The 19,933-nt window shown below is 40.8% G+C and carries 14 protein-coding genes and 1 tRNA gene; 6 read left to right on the top strand and 9 right to left on the bottom strand.

The annotated features are described in order from the left end of the window. The first annotated feature begins 108 nt into the window (after positions 1–108). Both ABT310_RS08720 and ABT310_RS08715 read left to right on the top strand, forming a co-directional pair. Entirely contained in the window at positions 109–1,284 is a 1,176-nt protein-coding gene (locus ABT310_RS08720; RefSeq protein WP_375323517.1) for a hypothetical protein, read from the top strand. A gap of 345 nt (positions 1,285–1,629) precedes the next feature. Beyond that, entirely contained in the window at positions 1,630–2,733 is a 1,104-nt protein-coding gene (locus ABT310_RS08715; protein WP_375323516.1) for an adenylate/guanylate cyclase domain-containing protein, read from the top strand. A gap of 8 nt (positions 2,734–2,741) precedes the next feature. On the opposite strand, the gene ABT310_RS08710 is transcribed toward ABT310_RS08715, so the two are convergent. From ABT310_RS08710 to ABT310_RS08685, 6 genes are all read right to left on the bottom strand, one after another. Then, positions 2,742–3,800, bottom strand: coding sequence for a DUF6588 family protein (locus tag ABT310_RS08710; RefSeq protein ID WP_375323515.1), 1,059 nt, complete (start codon positions 3,798–3,800; stop codon positions 2,742–2,744). A 114-nt stretch (positions 3,801–3,914) separates the two neighbouring features. Beyond that, the gene (locus ABT310_RS08705) at positions 3,915–6,512 is read right to left on the bottom strand and encodes an AAA family ATPase (protein ID WP_375323514.1); all 2,598 of its coding nucleotides are present in this window, start codon (positions 6,510–6,512) and stop codon (positions 3,915–3,917) included. A gap of 161 nt (positions 6,513–6,673) precedes the next feature. Continuing rightward, positions 6,674–7,333, bottom strand: coding sequence for a DUF4242 domain-containing protein (locus tag ABT310_RS08700; RefSeq protein ID WP_375323513.1), 660 nt, complete (start codon positions 7,331–7,333; stop codon positions 6,674–6,676). A 179-nt stretch (positions 7,334–7,512) separates the two neighbouring features. Continuing rightward, positions 7,513–9,783 carry a molybdopterin cofactor-binding domain-containing protein gene (locus tag ABT310_RS08695; RefSeq protein ID WP_375323512.1) on the bottom strand — a complete coding sequence of 757 codons (2,271 nt, stop codon included), beginning with the start codon at positions 9,781–9,783 and terminating at the stop codon, positions 7,513–7,515. A 21-nt stretch (positions 9,784–9,804) separates the two neighbouring features. Next, positions 9,805–10,266 (bottom strand): (2Fe-2S)-binding protein, encoded by a 462-nt coding sequence (locus tag ABT310_RS08690; RefSeq protein WP_375323511.1) that lies wholly within the window; start codon positions 10,264–10,266, stop codon positions 9,805–9,807. 309 nt (positions 10,267–10,575) lie between these two features. Continuing rightward, positions 10,576–10,647, bottom strand: a tRNA-Gln gene (locus tag ABT310_RS08685). A gap of 192 nt (positions 10,648–10,839) precedes the next feature. On the opposite strand from ABT310_RS08685, the gene ABT310_RS08680 reads away from it, so the two are divergent. Then, positions 10,840–14,175 (top strand): DUF2723 domain-containing protein, encoded by a 3,336-nt coding sequence (locus ABT310_RS08680; protein ID WP_375323510.1) that lies wholly within the window; start codon positions 10,840–10,842, stop codon positions 14,173–14,175. A 34-nt stretch (positions 14,176–14,209) separates the two neighbouring features. Here ABT310_RS08680 and ABT310_RS08675 read toward each other — a convergent pair whose 3' ends face one another. After that, positions 14,210–14,506, bottom strand: coding sequence for a thioredoxin family protein (locus tag ABT310_RS08675; RefSeq protein ID WP_375323509.1), 297 nt, complete (start codon positions 14,504–14,506; stop codon positions 14,210–14,212). A gap of 321 nt (positions 14,507–14,827) precedes the next feature. Between ABT310_RS08675 and ABT310_RS08670 the strand changes: the two genes are divergently transcribed. Next, on the top strand, positions 14,828–16,132 hold the full coding sequence (locus ABT310_RS08670) for an OmpP1/FadL family transporter (RefSeq protein WP_375323508.1): 1,305 nt from the start codon (positions 14,828–14,830) through the stop codon (positions 16,130–16,132). Positions 16,133–16,270: 138 nt separating this feature from the next. Continuing rightward, on the top strand, positions 16,271–16,729 hold the full coding sequence (locus tag ABT310_RS08665) for a CBS domain-containing protein (RefSeq protein ID WP_375323507.1): 459 nt from the start codon (positions 16,271–16,273) through the stop codon (positions 16,727–16,729). 9 nt (positions 16,730–16,738) lie between these two features. Here ABT310_RS08665 and ABT310_RS08660 read toward each other — a convergent pair whose 3' ends face one another. Together ABT310_RS08660 and ABT310_RS08655 are read right to left on the bottom strand one after the other, a co-directional pair. Next, the gene (locus ABT310_RS08660; protein WP_375323506.1) at positions 16,739–17,974 is read right to left on the bottom strand and encodes a metallophosphoesterase; all 1,236 of its coding nucleotides are present in this window, start codon (positions 17,972–17,974) and stop codon (positions 16,739–16,741) included. Positions 17,975–18,026: 52 nt separating this feature from the next. Next, positions 18,027–18,749, bottom strand: coding sequence for a copper homeostasis protein CutC (locus ABT310_RS08655; protein WP_375323505.1), 723 nt, complete (start codon positions 18,747–18,749; stop codon positions 18,027–18,029). A 40-nt stretch (positions 18,750–18,789) separates the two neighbouring features. Here ABT310_RS08655 and ABT310_RS08650 point away from each other — a divergent pair, with 40 nt between their 5' ends. Further along, complete coding sequence (locus ABT310_RS08650) at positions 18,790–19,782, top strand: N(4)-(beta-N-acetylglucosaminyl)-L-asparaginase (RefSeq protein ID WP_375323504.1); 993 nt, start codon at positions 18,790–18,792, stop codon at positions 19,780–19,782. Positions 19,783–19,933 lie beyond the last annotated feature (151 nt).

Genomic DNA, 19,933 nt, shown 5'->3' with positions numbered 1-19,933 from the left:
TCTTGATTCTTAAAAAACAATTTAATAGGTCAAGAAGCGTTGTTATTAAGCTAAAGGTTTAGTATCAGATTATGGCTGGGCTTTTTCCGCCAACCTCTAGGTTAGATTATGAATAGTATTAGATTAAGCATAATACGGGTTTTGTTGGTCGTTACCATATCCGTTTTCGCATCCAAATCATTAAACGCACAATCCTTGGGCGATTATAGGTCCATTGCTTCCGGCAACTGGACGAATACCTCCATCTGGCAAGTATACAATGGCACCAGCTGGACATCGGCCACAAGTTACCCAGGTCAGTTAGTAGGAACCAATGATGTTTATGTTCAAGGTGGGCACAGTGTAACCCTTACTTCCAATATTGGGAACACCATAAATTCCCTCACGGTTGGAGATGGAAGTGGTTCCACAGATCACTTTTACATTGGCAGTACTTCCAGCCTTCAAACACAACTAATTACCATTGCCGATGGTGGTTCAATCGAATGGACTTCGAACGTTAACTTTACCATTTCTTCTGGCGCCGCCTTTATAATAGATGACGGTGGTGTACTTGTTACCGACAATCCCTGTAACGCGGCAAAACGTTTGGTTATTGGAAGTACCATATATTCCACTTGTAACGGTGGAGCAGGCACAGATTACAGTTTTGATGATTTGAATGACTCAGGGGGAACCATTGCAGTCACCCCTTCATCCAACGGGCCAATTTGCGAGGGAGAAACCTTGAATTTATACAGCAACCCCTCTGGCGCTGGATCTGAAAGCGCAACTTATAGTTGGTCAGCAACTGGTCCTGTAGGCTATAGTTATAGTTCCTCAAGTCAAAATCCAGTAATCACCAACTTGAACGCAGGCACCTACACCTACACCGTTACCATTTCTGATGGCACCATTAGCAATTCCAAAAGCGTAGATGTAACCGTTAATGGCGCACCTTCCGTAGTTTTGCATCCCCAAGATCAAGAAACTTTTAAAGGCTCCGATAGTATTTTTTCCATAACCACATTAAATGCAGATACATTTCAGTGGCAAGTTAGCACGGATAATGGGACCAATTATTCCAACATTTCTGATGGAAGTGCTTACTCCGGAACCCAAACGGAAAATCTGACCGTAATCGCACCAAACATGGATAAAAATGGTTACTTGTTCCGTGTATTGGTTTCCAATGTAGGTTCATCTTGTAATGTACCCACTACTTCTGATGCAGCTACCTTAACTGTAAAACCTGGCAGTGTTGTTACCAATAGAGGGATTACTTATCGAGTGAACAAGAACTAAAAAAGCGCATTTCTAGCCAGATTGGTTTGATTTGTCTCAAATAAATCCATTATTTTGTCTGGAACAATTATTCAATTTCCGTTACTATTTTTGCCCCTCTATTGAGGTTGAAACAATAAATCCCTCACCATAGTCAGTTAATTTGAAACGTATGTTTTTGTTTGATGGTGTTTGAGATATCAATTTCAAAAGCTTGAATTAGATGCCTTTTAAAATGGTGCTTTAGGTAACAATTATTTTTAAGACCCTGCCCTTCAAATAAGTTTCGCCAAATTGATTTAACTTGTTTTTGATTTAAATCACTCTTAACATCGGCACCTCAACAAAATCATTTTACTTTACGGCATGTTTCTTTTTAAAAAACCTAGAACTACCTACTATGTAAAACGGATTTTGCCCTTTGGATTTATTTGGCTGGTATTGAGCTGGTTCATCTTGCTCATTGAATCTATGGCCAATGCGTACGAAAACCATAGGCCCGGTACCGATATCACTGTTACTTGGACTGTATTTTTGTTTGCTTCAATTGCAGTATTTCTTGTTGGAATTACCATGGGAGCTGTAGAAGTACTTTGGTTGGGCAAGCGATTTAAATCCAAAAGCTTCAGTATAAAAATCCTGTATAAAATGGGATTTTACCTGCTGTTTATGCTTTTGATCAATCTGATTACCTATCCGATTGCCGCCAGTATTGAATTGAACGTATCGGTTTGGCACAATGCTGTTTGGGAGAAATTTTCGCACTATATCGTTAGTATTACATTTTTGAGCACAATGGTTTCCCTGGGCTTTAGCATTTTTGTATCACTTTTGTATTCGGGCTTTAGTGAGCATTTGGGACATAACCTGCTCCTTAATTTCTTTTCCGGCAAATACCATCAACCCAAAGATGAATCGCGTGTGTTCATGTTTTTGGATATGCAATCTTCCACTTCACTAGCAGAGCAGCTAGGCCATACCATATATTTTCGATTTTTGAGCGACTATTACAACCAATTATCCAACGCTATTATTCAATATCAGGGAGAGGTGTACCAATACGTTGGGGATGAAATTGTCATCACTTGGAAAAAGGAGGATGGCCTTAACCATCAAAACTGTATTCGTTGTTTTTATGCCATGAAGCAAAGCTTGGAAACAAAAGCGCAGTATTTTGAAAAAATCTATGGGGTACACCCCTCTTTTAGGGCAGGATTGCATTTAGGTGAGGTAACCACTGGCGAAATTGGCGCTTTAAAAAAGGAGATATTCTTTACAGGGGATGTATTGAACGTTACCTCCCGAATTCAAAAATTGTGTAAAAAGTTTGATGAAGAATTGATTGTTTCGGAAGAATTGATCAACCAATTGACCAGAGCAAAAGACATTTCGTTCACTTCATTGGGAACCATGGAGATAGAAGGCAGAGTGGCCGATATTGCCCTTTTTGCGCCAAGTACCAAATACTAAGTAGAGGTTTAATTGCTTTTTCCACCATTTAGCATAAAATTCAATCCCAATGAAAGGTTATTATACCCTTGTAAGGTGTAATCCAGATTAATACTGAACCAATTAATATTGACCCTGCCTCCCAAAGAACCCCTTAAGCCAGAAATCTTGGTCTGCACATCAAAAGGATCCACAAATTCCAAGGTGTTGTTCTCGGTTTCAATCACATAGGTCCCTTTTAATTCGTAGTTAGATTTTCCAGTGATATAACCAATACTTCCGTAGAGATTCCAGACCGGATTTTTAGTGGAAATCAAAGTTTCAAACAAAAAAGTGTTCAAATAACCATCTACATACTGGTCGCTACCAGTAATAAATCCCCTTGACTGAAAATCGTACTTGGCATCCAATCGGGTAAAGGCACTAAACAACGAAATGGCCACAGGCAGGGATTTACCTCCTTCGAAATGTTCAGTAATTTGATTTTTTAATCCAAAACCAACAACCCCAAACGCTGCATCATCAATTTTTAATTTGGGAAAATACCTGAAACTGGCCTCAAAATGCATTGGCAACCCTACACTTCCTTGCAATAAGGGAGCAGGCAGCCAATTCGTAGAAAACAATCCTATTCCTGTTGGAGCATCAAACTGATATTCCTCTCCTTCTACATTGGCCACAAAAGTGACATTGGAATTAGTACTCCCCAAAATAGTCGGAATCTTAACTTGATTACCCCCTCCCAAAACAGACAGGTTTTCATAATCGCCAATATTGATAGTGCGAGATAATTTATCGTTGGGGACAAAGGAACCGTTGGTCACTAGTGACACCTCAGTTTGCCAAACGTTCAGCACTCGGGCATCGTTGTTCCAACCACCAGTCAGGGCATACATCAACCCTTCATTTAAAGGTTCCAAGTAAACCGATGTTAAATCTTCTGCATACTCCACTCCAAGCACTAAATAATCCCTGAAATTAAAATCTTGTGCATTGGCGGGAGCACCTATCATAACCAATAAAAGGATACAAGCTTTTTTAATAGAATTGGGCCATTTAAAACGCCAATTGAATATATGATGCCACATAAAGGTCTGAGATTGAATTGTACCTAATAAAGGTATTTAATTTTTAAGCCTTTTTAATATGATTTTTATCAATATTGATTGAAATCCAGCTACTTAAACGAATAATTTACCGAATCAGTTAATTATCCCCATTTTTTCGGCCTCGTTAACCGCTTTTTGACGGGTATTTACCTCCAATTTAGATAGTATGGCAGAGACATGGTGGTCTACCGTTTTTGGAGATATAAATAATTTATCAGCTATTTCTTGATTGGTGCATCCATGCTTTAAAAATCCCAAGACATCCAATTGACGTTTGGTAAGAAATGCTGGGTTACTTTTGGTGGAATCCCTATATCCCCGCGGAACACTTTTTATTCCTTTGAACCTTAGGTCGTTCTTCAAAAAGTTACACACCTCAGACAAATTGAGTCCGTCCATAATGCGAACGGCCTCATAACTATCTTCTTTGGAAAGTGCATAAATACCTAGTGCATATTCAAACTGACATCCAAGGTTTTTAAATCTTTCTGCTTCCCGCCGGGTATTTATCATATCAACAGTGTATACAGGAAACCATTTTAACAAATGGTCATAAGGTCTATTCGTCCTTTTCAACCACCTTACCAATTCATCAAAATGGATTTTTGAAGGAATCTTTTTTAATAGCCCAAACAACTCTTCAAGTAGTTCATCGGTGTATTCAGAATCCCCTGTCATCCATTCATATTCCAATATGGCAATGGTTAAAGGGTGTATTCGTTGAATTTCGCCTGCGTTCAAAGCCAAGTCCATTGACTCCAACAAATATTCAAGGCCTGCTGCTGATTCCTTACGGTTTAAAAGTCTCCCTAAAATTGTCAGGGCTCCAATCCGTATAATGGGTGGATGATGTTGATTTTTCAAAATACCCCTTGTTATATCTTCCACATCACCCCATTCACATTGCTCAAAATGATACCGCGCCTTCCAAGTTAACATATAATACGACCACGAGTGCAGATCATTTTCATCACAATACTCCAAAGCATCCGCAATGTGGTTTCGCGTAATTTGATAATCTTTATTCTCGACAGAAATTGAAATAATATTGGTGTATGCCCTAGCTACATGCTCATTATACTTATTATTAAGCGCAATGGTTAAGCTCTTTTTAAGGTAATCCAATCCTACTTTATCTTCAAGATAAAGAGAGGTGCCAATATTGTTGTAGGCATGGCTTAAAATTTCCTCATCGTTGATTTCTTCGGCCAAAGCAATGGCTTTATTCCCATATTCCAAACATAACTTGTTTTCATAGGAAAGCATTTTTAATTGTGAATAATTACTGTACACCAAAGCCTTTTCTTTAATGAATTTAGGTTCGCCCCCTTTTAGTGCTTCCACTGCATTTATGGCCTCTAACCCAAAATATTCAGCTTCCCTTTTCTTTCCCTCGAACCAATTTAGCCTTGATAAAAAACGTAATGAAAACACAATTTTGAGGTTATTCCCCAATTCCCTCCAGATTTCAAGTGCTTTGGTCTGTTCTTCGATCGCTTTTCTTGTTTGATTGGTCAAATAACATTCATAAGCAGCTTTTTCATACAAAATGGCCAACTCCTCACCTTGGTCGTTTTTATATTCAATGGCGGTTAAAAAAAGTTTGCAGGCTTCGATATGCGAACCTTGAATTGCCGCCCTATCCCCTGCGATGGGCGCATACTTTTCCACAAGTTCACCATTTTGGGAATTTTTGGCAAAGTGCACCACCAACGATAAATTTTTAGGCTCTACTTTTTTGGTGAGTAAATAATTCAGCACCTTTTGGTTGAGTCTCTTCTTTTTTATGGCAGAAAGTTCACCCTCTATAGCCGTTCGATAAAGTTCATGTTTAAAGAACAAAAAGTTATCCTTAATGATTAGGGTGCCGGAGGCCAAACAACTCTCAACTGAATCATAAAAATCAGGCTCCAATTTCTCTATCAAAGTAATATTCACTCGACCTGGAAAAATGGAAATTATCTCCCATAATCGTCTGACAGTTTCGCTTTGCTTTAAAAAAACATTTAATATGGCATCTTTAATATTCTCTGGAATTCCCTCATCATAATGTGCCAATAATTCCGTCACATAAAATGGATTGCCCTTGGTCAATCGGTACACATGCTTATAATCGTGCCGTGTTTCTGCAGCAAGGGTTTTCACTGCCCCCAACGATAAGGGTTTTAGCTTGAGTTTGGTATAATGGTCCGGGGGCACTTCGCCATAAATGGTTCGGAACAAATGTTTGTGGATTATTTCATTCTCGCGAAACGAAATGATAAGAAGACAATTGATGGTGTGGATGCGTCGACACAAAAACTTCAAAAGGTCCATGCTGGCCTCATCGGCCCAATGAATATCCTCAATGATCAAAACCATATTGCGCCCCATAGATTTCAACTCCTGAAGAAATGCACTGAACAACAATGCTTTATTGCTTTCTTCCATGAGATAATCGTTAAACCTCATGCTCAAATCGGGTGCTAAGTCGTAAAGTGGGCCCAAGGGTCTAGGGGTAAACAGAGAATCGCAGCCTCCCTTTAATACTTTTACGGATCTGTCTAATCCGCCTAAAAAACTATAAATCAAGGAAGATTTGCCCAAACCACCTTCTCCCGACAAGAAAACTGTATGGCCTTTATGTTGGGCTATTTTTTCAAATAACCCGTTAAGGGTTTCCATGTAAGCATCTCTTTCTAATAGTTCCATTCCATACCTTGCTGGACTACTAGTAAAGATAGCAATTAGAGATTAATGTCAGAAAAAGATGGTTATTTCTGGTTTAAACTCACTGTAGTTGGGTCTATGGTTCAGTAACACTTTTTAATGGATATTGAGTTAAGGCGGAATGTTCTAGGATCACCTAACCATTATTTTCCTAGAATTACTTCCATAATCTCATCGGGCAACAAACCATGTGCTTCCGCATGGGTATCCCTAACTGCTGTTGCCGATGGTGATTCGGACAAACAAAATACTTTTCCATTGGATTCATCCACCCAATAATTGATAAAGTTGACATTGTTCTTGCCCTGTACATCCAAATCCTTAACATGGGCATCGGCAACTGCTTCGGCGGTAACATTTCCGGCACCGAGGTCATGGATATCCAAATAAAGCTTGGAATTCCCTTTTAGTTTAGCGGCATCGCCTTCACTTACCAAAAACACCTCATCCGGCACCAATCCATGGGCTTCTTTATGGGTATTGGACACTTGACTGCCAGCAGGGGCTTCAGATAGACAATAAACAGTACCCGATTCTTCGTTTACCCAATATTCAATAAAATTTACATCATATTTATCCTGAACAGCCAAATCTTTTAAATGAACATCGGCTACAGCCTCGGCGGTTACATTGCCGGCTCCCAAATGATGGGCATCGATATATAATTGTTTTTTTACCGGCTCTTTTTCCACCACCTCCTTTTCTGAAGTGGTAACCGGTTCTGATTTTGTTGAGGTGGTATTACTATTTTTACAACCGATGAACAAAGTTGTGCTCGCTAAAAAAATACAAATATTTTTCATAATTAACTTTTTGGAGATTAATTGATTAGACACTATAAATGTATGTAGCGGCAAGAAATCAGGGTTGAGGATTATCCCCTATTTTGGAAAACTTCACACCCTATTTTAGCAGATAGGTAAAAAAATAAACCCCCTCAAACAGTGCTTGAGAGGGTTTATTTATGATACTTATAATAATATTAACCAACCAATGGTGGTTTGTCTGCAATAAAGGGTTGATGGTAATATCTTCTACCGGTTGCCTTATACAATGCATTGGCCAAAGCCCCCATTATAGGAGGGAAAGGAGGCTCTCCCATTCCCGTAGGATCAATATTACTTTCCACAAAATGGGTTTCGATTTCTTTTGGTGCCTCGCTGTGACGAATTAATCGATAACGATCAAAATTCGTCTGTTCGGGCGCTCCATTTTTAAAAGAAAGACCACTGTACATCGCATGGCCAATTCCGTCTATGGCGCCACCTTCCGATAAGTTGGTAGCAGCCCCCGGGTTTACAACAACGCCACAATCTATGGCAGCGGTCACTTTTTGAACCACAGGCGTATCGTTTTCCATGACAACATCCAACACTTGAGCCACATAACTATCATGGCAGAAATAAGCTGATACTCCTCGGTACTTATCCGAATCATTTTGTCCCCAATTGGACTTTTGACGTACCAATTCCAGTACCCCAGCATATCTTGCTGCGTCATATTCATTGGATTCTGGACTGCCCACTGGATTTTCTTGTGCCCGTTTTAAAAGTTCCAATCGGAAATCAATCGGATCTTTGCCCATTTCCTCAGCGACTTCATCCAAGAAAGATTGTTCAGCTCCGGCAATAAAGTTGGAACGAGGCGCTCTGAAGGCACCTGTGGTTATATTGGTATCTACTGTAAAATCTTCTGCTAAATAATTATCAATAGCTCCGGCCGGGAAACGGTTGGCGAAGAGTGGACTTTCTGGAATTCCTCCAGCCTTCACATGGAAACCTATCAAATTGTTATCAGCATCCAGTGCTGCCCGATAGGTAGCGTAGTAAGAAGGGCGATATATGCCTTGGGACATGTCGTCCTCTCTGGTATACATTAATTTAACCGGAGCTTTCATTCGCTGTGATATGGCAGCCGCTTCTACCATAAAATGGCCATAAAGCCTGCGGCCAAACCCTCCACCTTGTCGGGTCATTTGAATATCAATTTTCTCTAAGGGCAATCCTAAACGTTCTGCCACCGCTGGTTCCATCCATTCTGGAGTTTGGGTGGGCCCCAACAACTCTGCATGATCTTCGGTTACATTGGCAAAGAAATTCATGGGTTCCATGGTGTTATGTGCCAAAAATGGGCAGCTATAACTTCTTTCAATAATTCTGTCTGCGCTTGCAAATGCTTTTTCTGGGTCACCATCTTTACGCGACACTTTGCTGTTTCGTGAAATCAACTCTTTTAGTTGGGCCATATGTTGATCGGAATTCTCCATCCCTGCAGGATGCTTTACCGCCATCTTATTTCCGAACAGCGTCAAATTTTGAGTCATATCGGGAGCATCTTCCCAGTCTATATTCAATGCTTTTTTTGCTTGAAACACTTGCCAAGTTGATTCTCCCACTACAACCACAACTTCATTAAAGGCTGTAAAATGAAATGCTACTTTTTCAGAATCTTCATCATATAGTTTTAAGGAAAATACATCTCGAATGCCTGGCATTGCTTTAACTTGATCTGCATCAAAAGATTTTAACCGTTTGCCAAAGGCTGGTGGGTGCACCAAGGCTGCGATCAACATTCCCTCTCGTTGAACATCAATTCCAAATAATGGTTTTCCGGTCACAATATTTTTACCATCCACATTTTTACGTGTTGTTCCAATGATGGAAAACTCTGAATGGTCCTTTAATTCAACTTCTTCCGGCACTTCAAGTTGAGCAGCTGCGGAGGCCATTTCTCCATAACCTGCTGAATTTCCACTCGCCTCGTGCGACAAAACTCCTTCTAATGCAGTTATTTCGCTTGCTGGAACTTGCCATGCTTGCGCAGCGGCTTCTTTTAGTAAATGACGTGCTGTTGCACCTGCCATTCTAAGGTTTTGCCATGAGCTGCTAATGGACCTGCTTCCACCAGCGACTTGCCAACTATATAAATTGGTATTGAGTGCAGCTTGTTCCACGACCACGTTTTTCCAATCAATTTCCAGTTCATCCGCAACGATCATGGGCATGGATGTCCTAACATTTTGGCCAATTTCTGGATTGGGCGACATGATGGTCACCACGCCATTATCACCGATTTTTAAATAGCCGTTCATTTCGAACCACTGCTCGGGCATTTCCAATTCCATGGCTACAGCTTCTGCTTCCTTGGGTTTACAAGAATTGAAAAAACTAAAGCCCAGTACCAATCCACCACCTGCAATACTTGTGTTTTTTATAAAGGCCCTACGTCCAATTTGAGTTTTTATAAGTGTCATTGTTTTGTTTTTAAGGGTGAATTAAGCATTAGTTTCGGAAGCCAATTTTACTGCCTTTTTTATTCGGGTATAGGTACCACAGCGACATATATTTCCATTCATGGCCATCTCAATTTCTTCATCACTAGGATTGGGATTTTTATCCAACAAAGCCGATGCTGACATTATTTGACCAGCCTGGCAGTACCCACACTGGGGCACATCCACTTCCAACCATGCTTTTTGTACTGGATGATTCCCATCTTCAGAAAGTCCTTCAATCGTTGTGATTTCTGAATTTCCTACCATGGAAACGGTGAGCATGCAGGATCGTGTAGCGGTTCCATCCAAATGGACCGTACAAGCACCACATTGGGCTATACCACAGCCGTATTTTGTTCCTACCAATTGTAAGTGGTCACGTAAAACCCAAAGTACGGGAGTGGATGGATCCACATCCACCTGTTTCACCTCACCATTAACGTTTAAATTGAAATTTGCCATAATTTTAGTTGTTGTTATAGCCCAAGAAATAATGTGCCGTACCTGAATACAATATATCGGACAGACAAATACTTAGAGCGTTAAAAAGATACCATTTATTTTTGACTTTCAATAGATTAAGAAAGCGTTTTCATTTTTTATAAATGATAAACAAAAACACTTAACAACTTTACCTTAAAGAGTTTTCGGCATTGCTAAGTAAAGACTTGTATGTGCTATCTAAAATGAAAGAGGAGGTGTAATGCCGAGAGACTTGGACTTCTTAAATAGAAAAAGCCCCTTAAATATTCGATTTAAGGGGCTTTTTTGTTGGCCTACAAGGACTCGAACCTTGAACGACTGAACCAAAATCAGCTGTGTTACCAATTACACCATAGGCCAGTACCAATCAAAAGCCGAACTTGATTCAGCATTTGAGCGTGCAAATTTATAACAAACTTTGGTTTCAACAAATATTTTAATCAGAATCCGAATAATTTTTCTCCCAATAGCATGTTAAAGGTTTTGCAAAAATGGCCAACCGTCTGTGCTATATTTACTAAATTCGCCCCAACTCGGTCAATAACCAGCTTTATGTTTGCAAAAGACTTCAAAAAATGGGATACCATCCTTGGATGGGTTTCTTTCGCTATCGCCTTTATAGTTTACGCACTTACCGTTGAACCCACCGGAAGTTTTTGGGATGCAGGGGAGTATATCTCCACTTCGGCCAAATTACAGGTAGGGCACCCACCAGGAGCTCCTTTGCTTCAGATGATAGGTGCTTTCTTTGCCATGTTCGCCTTTGGTGATGAAACCAAAATTGCACTCATGGTGAATGCGGTCTCCATAGTTTCAAGTGCTTTTGCTGTGCTGTTTACCTTCTGGACCATTACCAATTTAGTGGGGAAACTTATTTCCAAAGAAACAGCCATGTCCAACCCTCAGGCCATAGCTATTTTTGGTAGCGGTTTGGTTGGCGCATTGGCTTTTACATTTTCCGATAGTTTTTGGTTCAATGCCGTAGAGACCGAGGTATATGCCATGGCAAGTTTTATCATGGCCCTATTGCTTTGGCTCGGACTTAAATGGACCGACAATTTGGACGACCCAAGGGGACATCGCTGGTTATTGCTCATTTGCTTTGTGATTGGTCTGACCTTCGGAATCCAGTTTATGGGCTTTTTGGCCATTCCTTCCATTGGACTTTTATATTACTTCAAAAAATACAAGACCACTACGGTTAAGAATTTCCTTTTGGCCAACATCATTGTAGTGGCCCTGTTGATTTTGGTTTATAAATTCTCCCTGACCTACGTATTGGAATTGTTTGGTTGGAGTGAAGTCTTCTTTATCAACGAAATTGGCCTGCCTTTCAATTCAGGAACCATTATAATGGGGCTGATTTTCGTGGCTGCCTTCTATTTCGGACTCCGATATACCAGAAAACATAATTTCCACACCGGAAACATCATTGTACTGAGTTTAATGTTCATGATTCTTGGTTTTTCCTCTTGGTTGATGTTGCCCATCCGTGCCAATGCAAAAACTGTGGTAAACGAGAACAATCCAGCAGATGCACGAGCCCTTTTGGCCTATTATAATAGGGAACAATATCCTGGGGTGGACAGTCCCATTTATGGCGCTTATTATTCCGACACTTTTGCGCCTGCAGGCGAAGACCGGGACGATAGCCCCAAATATGAAAAGGACTTTGATTTGGGCAAATACGTGATTGTTAACCATTATGAAGGAGCCGTTCCCGGACCCAATGCAAAGCATGTAGGTATTCTACCAAGAATGTGGAGCGACCAACATGCCGAAAATTACATGCGCTATTTCGGTGCCTTGGACTTTAAAATAAAATCTGAATACATTTCCAACAATGAACTTCGACAAGCCGTTAGTCAATTTAAAACAGCCTACTCACAGGGGGAAATTGACACACCACAATACATCCGCTTTTTAAGGGAATTTGGGGAATACATTGAAGTTCAGCCACCAACCTTGGGGCAAAACTTAAGTTATATGTTCGATTTTCAGTTTGGGTATATGTACATGCGCTATTTCATGTGGAATTTTGTTGGAAAGCAAAACGACATGCAGGGCAAGTACGACGAAAATGGAAACTGGCTCAGTGGTATTGGATTTATTGACAGTCTGCGCTTAGGAAGTCAAAAAAATCTACCTAGCGATTGGGAGAACAACAAAGGAAGAAACACCTATTATTTCTTACCCTTGTTACTGGGAATCTTGGGTATCGTATTCCAGATTTCCAAAAACCCAAAACAATTTTGGATGCTCTTTGTGTTCTTTATGTTCACAGGTTTTGCCATTCAATTTTACACCAACCCCTCTATTTTTCAACCTAGGGAAAGAGATTATTCGCTCGTAGGTTCGTTCTATGTATTCTGCATTTGGATTGGACTTGGGGTGTATGGCCTTTTCGAAGAATTTAAAAAACTATTGTCCGCCAAGATAGCCGCACCGACAATTTCTGCTATCTGCTTGTTGGCCGTACCCTTTTTAATGGCGTTTCAAAATTGGGATGATCACGACAGGGCCAATCGATACACGGCAAAATCAACCGCAAAAGCCTATCTCGATTCTTGTCAAGAAGATGCCGGGGCCATTTTGTTCACTATTGGGGACAACGATACCTTCCCAATTTGGTATGCCCAAGAAATTGAAAACTACCGCACCGATGTTCGCGTGGTGAACACCAGTCTTTTCGCTACGGATTGGTACATCGACCAAATGAAACGTAAAGCGTACGAAAGCGACCCTATTCCATCGCAATTAACCCACGACAAATACCGCTACGGAACTAGGGATGCCGTTTATTACCGTGGCATTACCGAAAACCGATGGGACATCAAAGATTTTATCAATTGGATCGGGAGTGATAAGGATCAGACCAAATTCGGTCATATTTTGAGCAATCAAGGAGCGGATTTATCCCAATATCCAGAAAGTACTTTGGACATTGTATACTACCCTACCAACAAAATTCGAATTCCAGTAAACAAGAAAAATGTATTGGAAAGCGGATTGGTCAAGGAGAAAGACTCCGCATTGATTGTGGATTACATCGACATCGACCTTCCGGAAAGCGCATTGCCCAAAAACCGAATTTTGATGTTGGATTTGATTGCCAACAACGATTGGAAACGTCCAATATACTTCTCCGGAGGAAGTTTTGACAGTGCAGAATACATTTGGATGAAAGATTACTTGCAATTGGATGGGTTGGTGTACAAGTTGGTACCGATAAAAACACCCAACCGCAACTCTTTTGAAATGGGCCGCATTGATTCTGATTTGATGTATGATATCGTGAAAAATTGGGATTGGGGCAATTCAGGAAGTGATGAAATTTATCACGACCCACAAACCCGTTCCCAAGGACTTTCCTTCAGGAGCAACTTGGCCCGTTTGATGGAAACATTGATTGCTGAAAACAAAATTGACAAGGCCAAAGATGTTATCGACATCTCTTTGACCAATATGCCTGTTGAATATTACTATTTCTATGCTTTCGTAGAGCCGTTTGTAGATGGCTACTATAAAGTAGGAGAAACGGAAAAAGCACGGGAACTGTTCAATAAACTCAAAAAAATCTACCAAGAGCACTTGGAGTACTACGCTGCGTTACCTTTGGATGAGCAATACGACAAAATAGACGATATCTTATCCGACATGCAAGCGTATCGTAGAAACATAGATATCCTAATTGAGAACGGAGATAAAGACTTGGCCGAATCGGAGACCATTATCTTTAATGAATACATTGATATGTTTTCACAATTTGTGGATGATGAAGAAGAGGTATTGGACGACCCAATGTCAATGGACCCAGACCTGGAGGATTCAATGCTATTGGATACGATTGAGTCGGTTCCCGATTCCGTTGAAATGGAACAACAATAAAAAGGAAAGCGAGGTTTTCACCTCGCTTTTTTGTTTAAATATATTCGTTTAGAATGCCAATAAGTGTATTGGCATCTTGCTCACCGCTCTGGCGCCAGACCATTTCACCTTTCTTATAAATCATAAGGGTTGGCAGTCCTTTAATTCGCAAAGCTTGACTCAGTTCTTTGTTCTTATCCACATCTATTTTGATGACTTTCCCTTTATCGCCAAGTGCAGCAGCAACATCGCTCAAAACAGGATGCATGGACGTGGATTGCTCGTTCCATTCTGCATAAAAATCCAACAGAACAGGAATTTTCAAATCAATAAGTTCTCCAAATTTAGACATGAATTCAAAGGTTTACAGTCAAAAGTAAGAAAAAATGTTAAGGTTTTGAACCCCCATAAAACTTTAGAAAAACCACTCCGTTCAAAGGCATTCAAGATTTCATTACCTTATAGAGTAAGGCACCAAAGAGCATAAAACCAAATTTAAGGCTAAGCCCTTTTGGCACAATTTGATTTTTGAACGAGCAAACAATCTGATATCCTGACATTTATCATACACATTAGTTGATCTAATCACTACGTTTACATTCTATTTAACTGTACAGCACCTGACTGAACAAACTTTTGCACATCAGCCACTTGCTGTGTAAAACCTCTCCTAATGAAAAGTATATTTGTTACACTAGCTGCATTTTTAATGACCTCTATCACCTTTTCACAGGCCGGACACATTATGCAAGGGGTCGGTTCGGTGAACATGTCAATGGGAGGTGCGTCCACCGCGCAGCCGTTGGATATATCCGGGGCATTGCATTGGAACCCCGCCACGATTACTGCGTTTGATGACAATAGCATTAAATTGGATATTGGCTTATTTTTTTCTGCCCCACAAGTTAGTTCCATCGTTCCGGAATTTGATGGTCAAGGGCAACCCACAGGAAACTTTTATAGTGGAACCACGGAGGACGACAGAGGCGTTTCTCCCATGCCCGCTGTAGCAGCCGTATGGAGCAAACCAGAAAGCAAACACACTTTTGGAGCATCCATTTTTGGTATCAGTGGATTTGGGGTCACATTTCCCGAAAGTATGAGCAACCCGATTACTATGCCACAAGCCAACGGTGGTTTTGGACGCATTGAATCTGATTATATGCTTTTACAAGTTGGGCTAACATGGGCCTATGAAATTTCGGAAGAATTTTCCATTGGTATCCAACCCACTTTTAACTACTCCTCTTTAGAGTTAATGCCCAACCCAACCGCTAATCCCACCCAGGCAGGATACCCCACCGCCAACAGGGCATCAGCATTGGGCTTCGGAGGTCAAATTGGCCTGTTTTATCATTCCACAACCGGAATAAAAGCTGGCGTTTCCTATAAAACCACCCAGTATTTTGAAGACTTTGAATTGGAGAACACCTATTTGGATGGCGCCACAGGTGGTAACAATTTTAATATGGATTATCCTTCCATTCTCTCGTTGGGATTGGGATATTCTTTAGGTAATGTTGACATTGCCCTTGACTACAGATGGGTCAATTATGAAAACACCGATGGATTTTCCTCCGTAGGCTGGACAGAGACAGCTTCGGTAGCAGGATTTGGATGGAAAAACATCAGCATTATATCAGCAGGCATTCAATACAAAGGCGTAAACAAATTACCAATTAGGGCTGGGTATACCTACAGTTCCAACTCGATTAACAGCGATGTGGCCTTTTTTAATGTTCCCGCTACGGCCATCATAAAAAATGCCTATCAATTTGGGGTAAGCTACGAATTTAGTGACCGCTTTACAATGGATGCCTTGATTCATTATGGCACAAGTGGTAATGCCACTTCAGGTCCATTGTTGAATCCACAATTCATTCAAAATTTTCCACCCTACGGAGCCATTCCCGGAAGTGAAGTTTCATACGATATGACCACAATGATGGTGGGGCTTGGAGCATCACTTAAACTTTGAAATAACCGAAATAACCATAGAAAAAGGCACTAAAATACGTTTAGTGCCTTTTTTATTTTCCGTTGACAAACAGAGACATAAACAATTTTATCTCACTGAATTTCAGTACCTTTAATAGGGAACATTAAATATATCGTCATGGCAATTAAAAGTTACACCGGAAAAAGAGTCAAGGAGATTCCAAAAGAAACAAAACTAAAAGTGAGTGATTATATGACTCGAAATCTCATCACCTTTAGTCCAGACCAACCTATTGAAGAGGTTATCGAAGCATTGTTGAAATACAAAATTTCGGGGGGACCCGTTGTAAATGAGAAGAACGAACTTATAGGGATTATTTCGGAGGGTGACTGCATAAAACACATAAGTGACAGTCGATACTACAATATGCCTTTGGAACAACGAAAAGTAGGTCTACGAATGGTCAAAAATGTGGAAACCATTGATGGCAACATGAACATTTTTGATGCGGCCAAGAAATTTCTTGAAGTTAAAAGGAGGCGCTTCCCCATTGTTGAGGACGGCAAATTGGTGGGTCAGATATCCCAGAAAGATATTCTAAAGGCCACTTTAAATTTAAAACAGGAACACTGGTAATGATTCGCTTTAAGCCACCTTTCCTTTTTTCTTCAATGTAATCACAGAAACCTCTGGCCAAATACCAAAACGGCCAGGGTAACCAATAAATCCAAAACCTCGGTTCACATTAATGAACTGATCCATTTCTTTATAAATACCAGCCCAGTATTTGTATCGCCACTTCACTGGACTCCATTTTACCCATCCGGGAATCTCAACCCCGAATTGCATTCCGTGGGTGTGACCACTCAATGTTAAATGAAAATGGTAATCGTCATGAATTACCACGTCTTCCCAATGGGAAGGGTCGTGGCTCAACAATATTTTAAAATCATCTTGGTGAACACCTTCTTTGGCTGCTTGAAGATCTCCTGCCTTTTTAAAACCACCACGGCCCCAGTTTTCAACCCCGACCAAGGCAATCCTTTCACCATCTTTTTCCAAATAACGGTTAGAGTTCAAAATCAGGTCAAAACCCATTTCCTTTTGCATGGATTTTAAATCTTCCAAGTTTTGAGCTTTGGCTTCCTCGGTATCCCAAACGGCATAATCCCCATAATCATGGTTGCCCAAAATAGAAAACACCCCATCTTTAGCTTGCAAACGGGAAAACACTTCTTTCCAGGGTTCCAATTCTTCAGAACGATTGTTCACAATATCACCTGTAAAGAAAATTACATCACTTTGCTGCTCATTGACCAAGTTTACCCCATATTCGACCTTTTGGTAATCGTCAAAACTACCACTGTGCACATCCGAAATCTGGGTGATTTGATAGTTATGAAACGCATCAGGTAAATCCTCGAATTCTAGCTCGTATTTTAATACTTGGTAGTTGTATTTTCCTCTATACATGCCATATAACAATGCACCAAAAGGTAAAGAAGCCAACCCAAGGGCCAAACCACTTATAAATTTTCTACGAGAAGGAAAATACCCCCCTTCGGAATCTGATACCCCAACCATTTTATTATAACCGTAGCCAATCAATCGGACTATATCTTCCAACAAAAGAAAAAATCCCAACACTAAGGCCAATAGAAAGAAAGCAGCAAAAATACTTCCCGCAATTGCAGCAGTACCCTTGAACCCATTACTTGGATCATAGGTCATTACTTTAACGGCCAAAAACAATAAGGCGCCCAGAAAGAGGGCTATATAGGTCCAATGCATCCATGGACTCTTGAACAAGGTCCTGAAGGCCTGAAAACCATAGGCGGCCAAAATCACATAAATTATGGCCAACACAATAAATCTCGTCATACAATCTTTTTTACAAAATTAGGGTTAATCTCCTATCTAGCAGTGCTTTTAATTATAATTTAACGGCCCTCACAATGGCCTTTAGCACCTCTGGATTGGAAACAGCCACCTGATCTTCCACCAAATGTTTGGATGAGTTCATACTGATTTTATGCGCAATATTCACACGGTTTCCAAAAGTGGTGCCCGAACAATGAATCGCTTTTAGACCAGCAGTCTTAAACTTTAATGCATTTGAGGGTGAAACCCCTCCCCCAGCCATTATAGTCATGGCGGTTTGTTGTTGCCAAGTCTCCAAATTTCGCAATCCAATTTCTGCAGAAGTTTCACCGCCAGAAGTCAAAACGGTTTGCACACCAATCATTTCCAATTGTTTTAAAGCCTCATTTGGATTCGCCACCCAATCAAAGGCACGATGGAAAACAAAATGTAAATCTCCTGTCAAATCAACTAGAGTCTTGGTTTTATCTACATCAACCGTAAAATCAGGATTCAATATTCCAGAAACAATGCCATCCACTCCCATTTCTTTGCAGGCCAAAATATCGGCTTTCATCACTTCAATTTCGTAATCAGAATACGTAAAATGCCCCCCTCTAGGACGCAACAGCACATGCACAGGAATATTCAATTCCTTTTTAACCAATTCAATAAGTCCCGCAGATGGGGTAATCCCCCCTACACCAAGCTCCGAACAAAGCTCAATTCTATCCGCTCCTGCCCTTTCCGCATTCACTGCCGATTCCAACGAATTGGCACAAACTTCTACCAGCATATTGTATATTTATGACCCTTAAAAGTAAACATCCCAACGCATGCAACGACGCAAATTCCTTAAAAATTCGAGCCTTACCGCCGCAGGACTGGTTTCTGCCACCACATTGGCCTCATGTAAAACCGAAACCAAATCCGAAGTCGCTCCTTTAGCCGCTGTTGAACCTATAAAGCCCATTGTGGTCTGCACGTGGAATTTTCTGAATGCCACGAACAAAGCTTGGGAAGTTTTAAGCGCTGGCGGAAATGCACTCGATGCCGTGGAACAAGGGGTGATGGTGGAAGAAGCCGACCAAACCAACGAGACTGTGGGCAAAGGAGGCCGTCCAGACCGTGATGGCAATGTAACTTTGGATGCCTGTATTATGGACAAGGATGGGAATTGCGGCTCCGTGGTCTATTTGCAAAACATTGTGCACCCCGTTTCCGTTGCTCGAAAGGTAATGGAAGAAACCCCACATATTATTTTGGCAGGAAAAGGTGCCGAAAAATTTGCCTACGAGCAAGGCTTCAAAAAAGAGGATTTGTTCACCGAAAGCACTCGAAAACAATACGAAGAGTGGTTAAAAACCTCCAAATATGAGACCACTATCAATATAGAAAACCACGATACCATTGGCATGTTGGCCATTGATGAAAACGGTGATATCGCAGGCGCCTGTACCACAAGCGGCATGGCTTACAAAGTAGGTGGTCGTATCGGGGACTCCCCCATTATTGGCGCTGGACTTTTTATAGATAATGAAGTAGGAGGTGCAACGGCAACAGGAGTTGGTGAAGAAGTGATTCGAACCGTAGGCAGTTTTTTAATTGTGGAGTTGATGCGACAAGGAAAAAGTCCACAAGAAGCCTGTGAAGAAGGTGTGAAGCGCATTATGAAGAAAAATGAAGGCCGCAAAGATTTCCAAATTGGGTTCTTGGCCATCAACAAAAATGGGGAAACGGGGGGATATTGTGTACATCCTGGGTTTACGTATCGTGAATACTCTGAAAAGGGACACGAGAACCGAGAGGTAACCAGTTTTTATGAATAGAAGTTAGAACGCTGCACTTTTTAGATGTTAGATGCTAGAACGCTTCGCTGTTAGAGATGAGATACTAGAACGCTGCGCTATTAGACAAAAGAGCCAAGAGCGTTTCTCTTTAAAAATCAAGAAGTCTTCAGTCTTGGTTCTTTGCTCTGGA

Source organism: Flagellimonas cixiensis (assembly GCF_042134615.1).
In the GTDB taxonomy this organism is placed as follows: Bacteria; Bacteroidota; Bacteroidia; order Flavobacteriales; family Flavobacteriaceae; genus Flagellimonas; species Flagellimonas cixiensis.
This window is presented reverse-complemented; position numbering and strand designations above follow the sequence as displayed.

What these genes read in the sequence shown, in the direction of transcription:
- ABT310_RS08715 (WP_375323516.1), top strand. Translation starts at nt 1,630, where the DNA reads ATGTTTCTTTTTAAAAAACCTAGAACTACCTACTATGTAAAACGGATT.
- ABT310_RS08680 (WP_375323510.1), top strand. Translation starts at nt 10,840, where the DNA reads ATGTTTGCAAAAGACTTCAAAAAATGGGATACCATCCTTGGATGGGTT.
- ABT310_RS08710 (WP_375323515.1), bottom strand. Translation starts at nt 3,800, where the DNA reads ATGTGGCATCATATATTCAATTGGCGTTTTAAATGGCCCAATTCTATT.
- ABT310_RS08655 (WP_375323505.1), bottom strand. Translation starts at nt 18,749, where the DNA reads ATGCTGGTAGAAGTTTGTGCCAATTCGTTGGAATCGGCAGTGAATGCG.
- ABT310_RS08695 (WP_375323512.1), bottom strand. Translation starts at nt 9,783, where the DNA reads ATGACACTTATAAAAACTCAAATTGGACGTAGGGCCTTTATAAAAAAC.
- ABT310_RS08665 (WP_375323507.1), top strand. Translation starts at nt 16,271, where the DNA reads ATGGCAATTAAAAGTTACACCGGAAAAAGAGTCAAGGAGATTCCAAAA.
- ABT310_RS08720 (WP_375323517.1), top strand. Translation starts at nt 109, where the DNA reads ATGAATAGTATTAGATTAAGCATAATACGGGTTTTGTTGGTCGTTACC.
- ABT310_RS08670 (WP_375323508.1), top strand. Translation starts at nt 14,828, where the DNA reads ATGAAAAGTATATTTGTTACACTAGCTGCATTTTTAATGACCTCTATC.
- ABT310_RS08660 (WP_375323506.1), bottom strand. Translation starts at nt 17,974, where the DNA reads ATGACGAGATTTATTGTGTTGGCCATAATTTATGTGATTTTGGCCGCC.
- ABT310_RS08675 (WP_375323509.1), bottom strand. Translation starts at nt 14,506, where the DNA reads ATGTCTAAATTTGGAGAACTTATTGATTTGAAAATTCCTGTTCTGTTG.
- ABT310_RS08690 (WP_375323511.1), bottom strand. Translation starts at nt 10,266, where the DNA reads ATGGCAAATTTCAATTTAAACGTTAATGGTGAGGTGAAACAGGTGGAT.
- ABT310_RS08705 (WP_375323514.1), bottom strand. Translation starts at nt 6,512, where the DNA reads ATGGAACTATTAGAAAGAGATGCTTACATGGAAACCCTTAACGGGTTA.
- ABT310_RS08700 (WP_375323513.1), bottom strand. Translation starts at nt 7,333, where the DNA reads ATGAAAAATATTTGTATTTTTTTAGCGAGCACAACTTTGTTCATCGGT.
- ABT310_RS08650 (WP_375323504.1), top strand. Translation starts at nt 18,790, where the DNA reads ATGCAACGACGCAAATTCCTTAAAAATTCGAGCCTTACCGCCGCAGGA.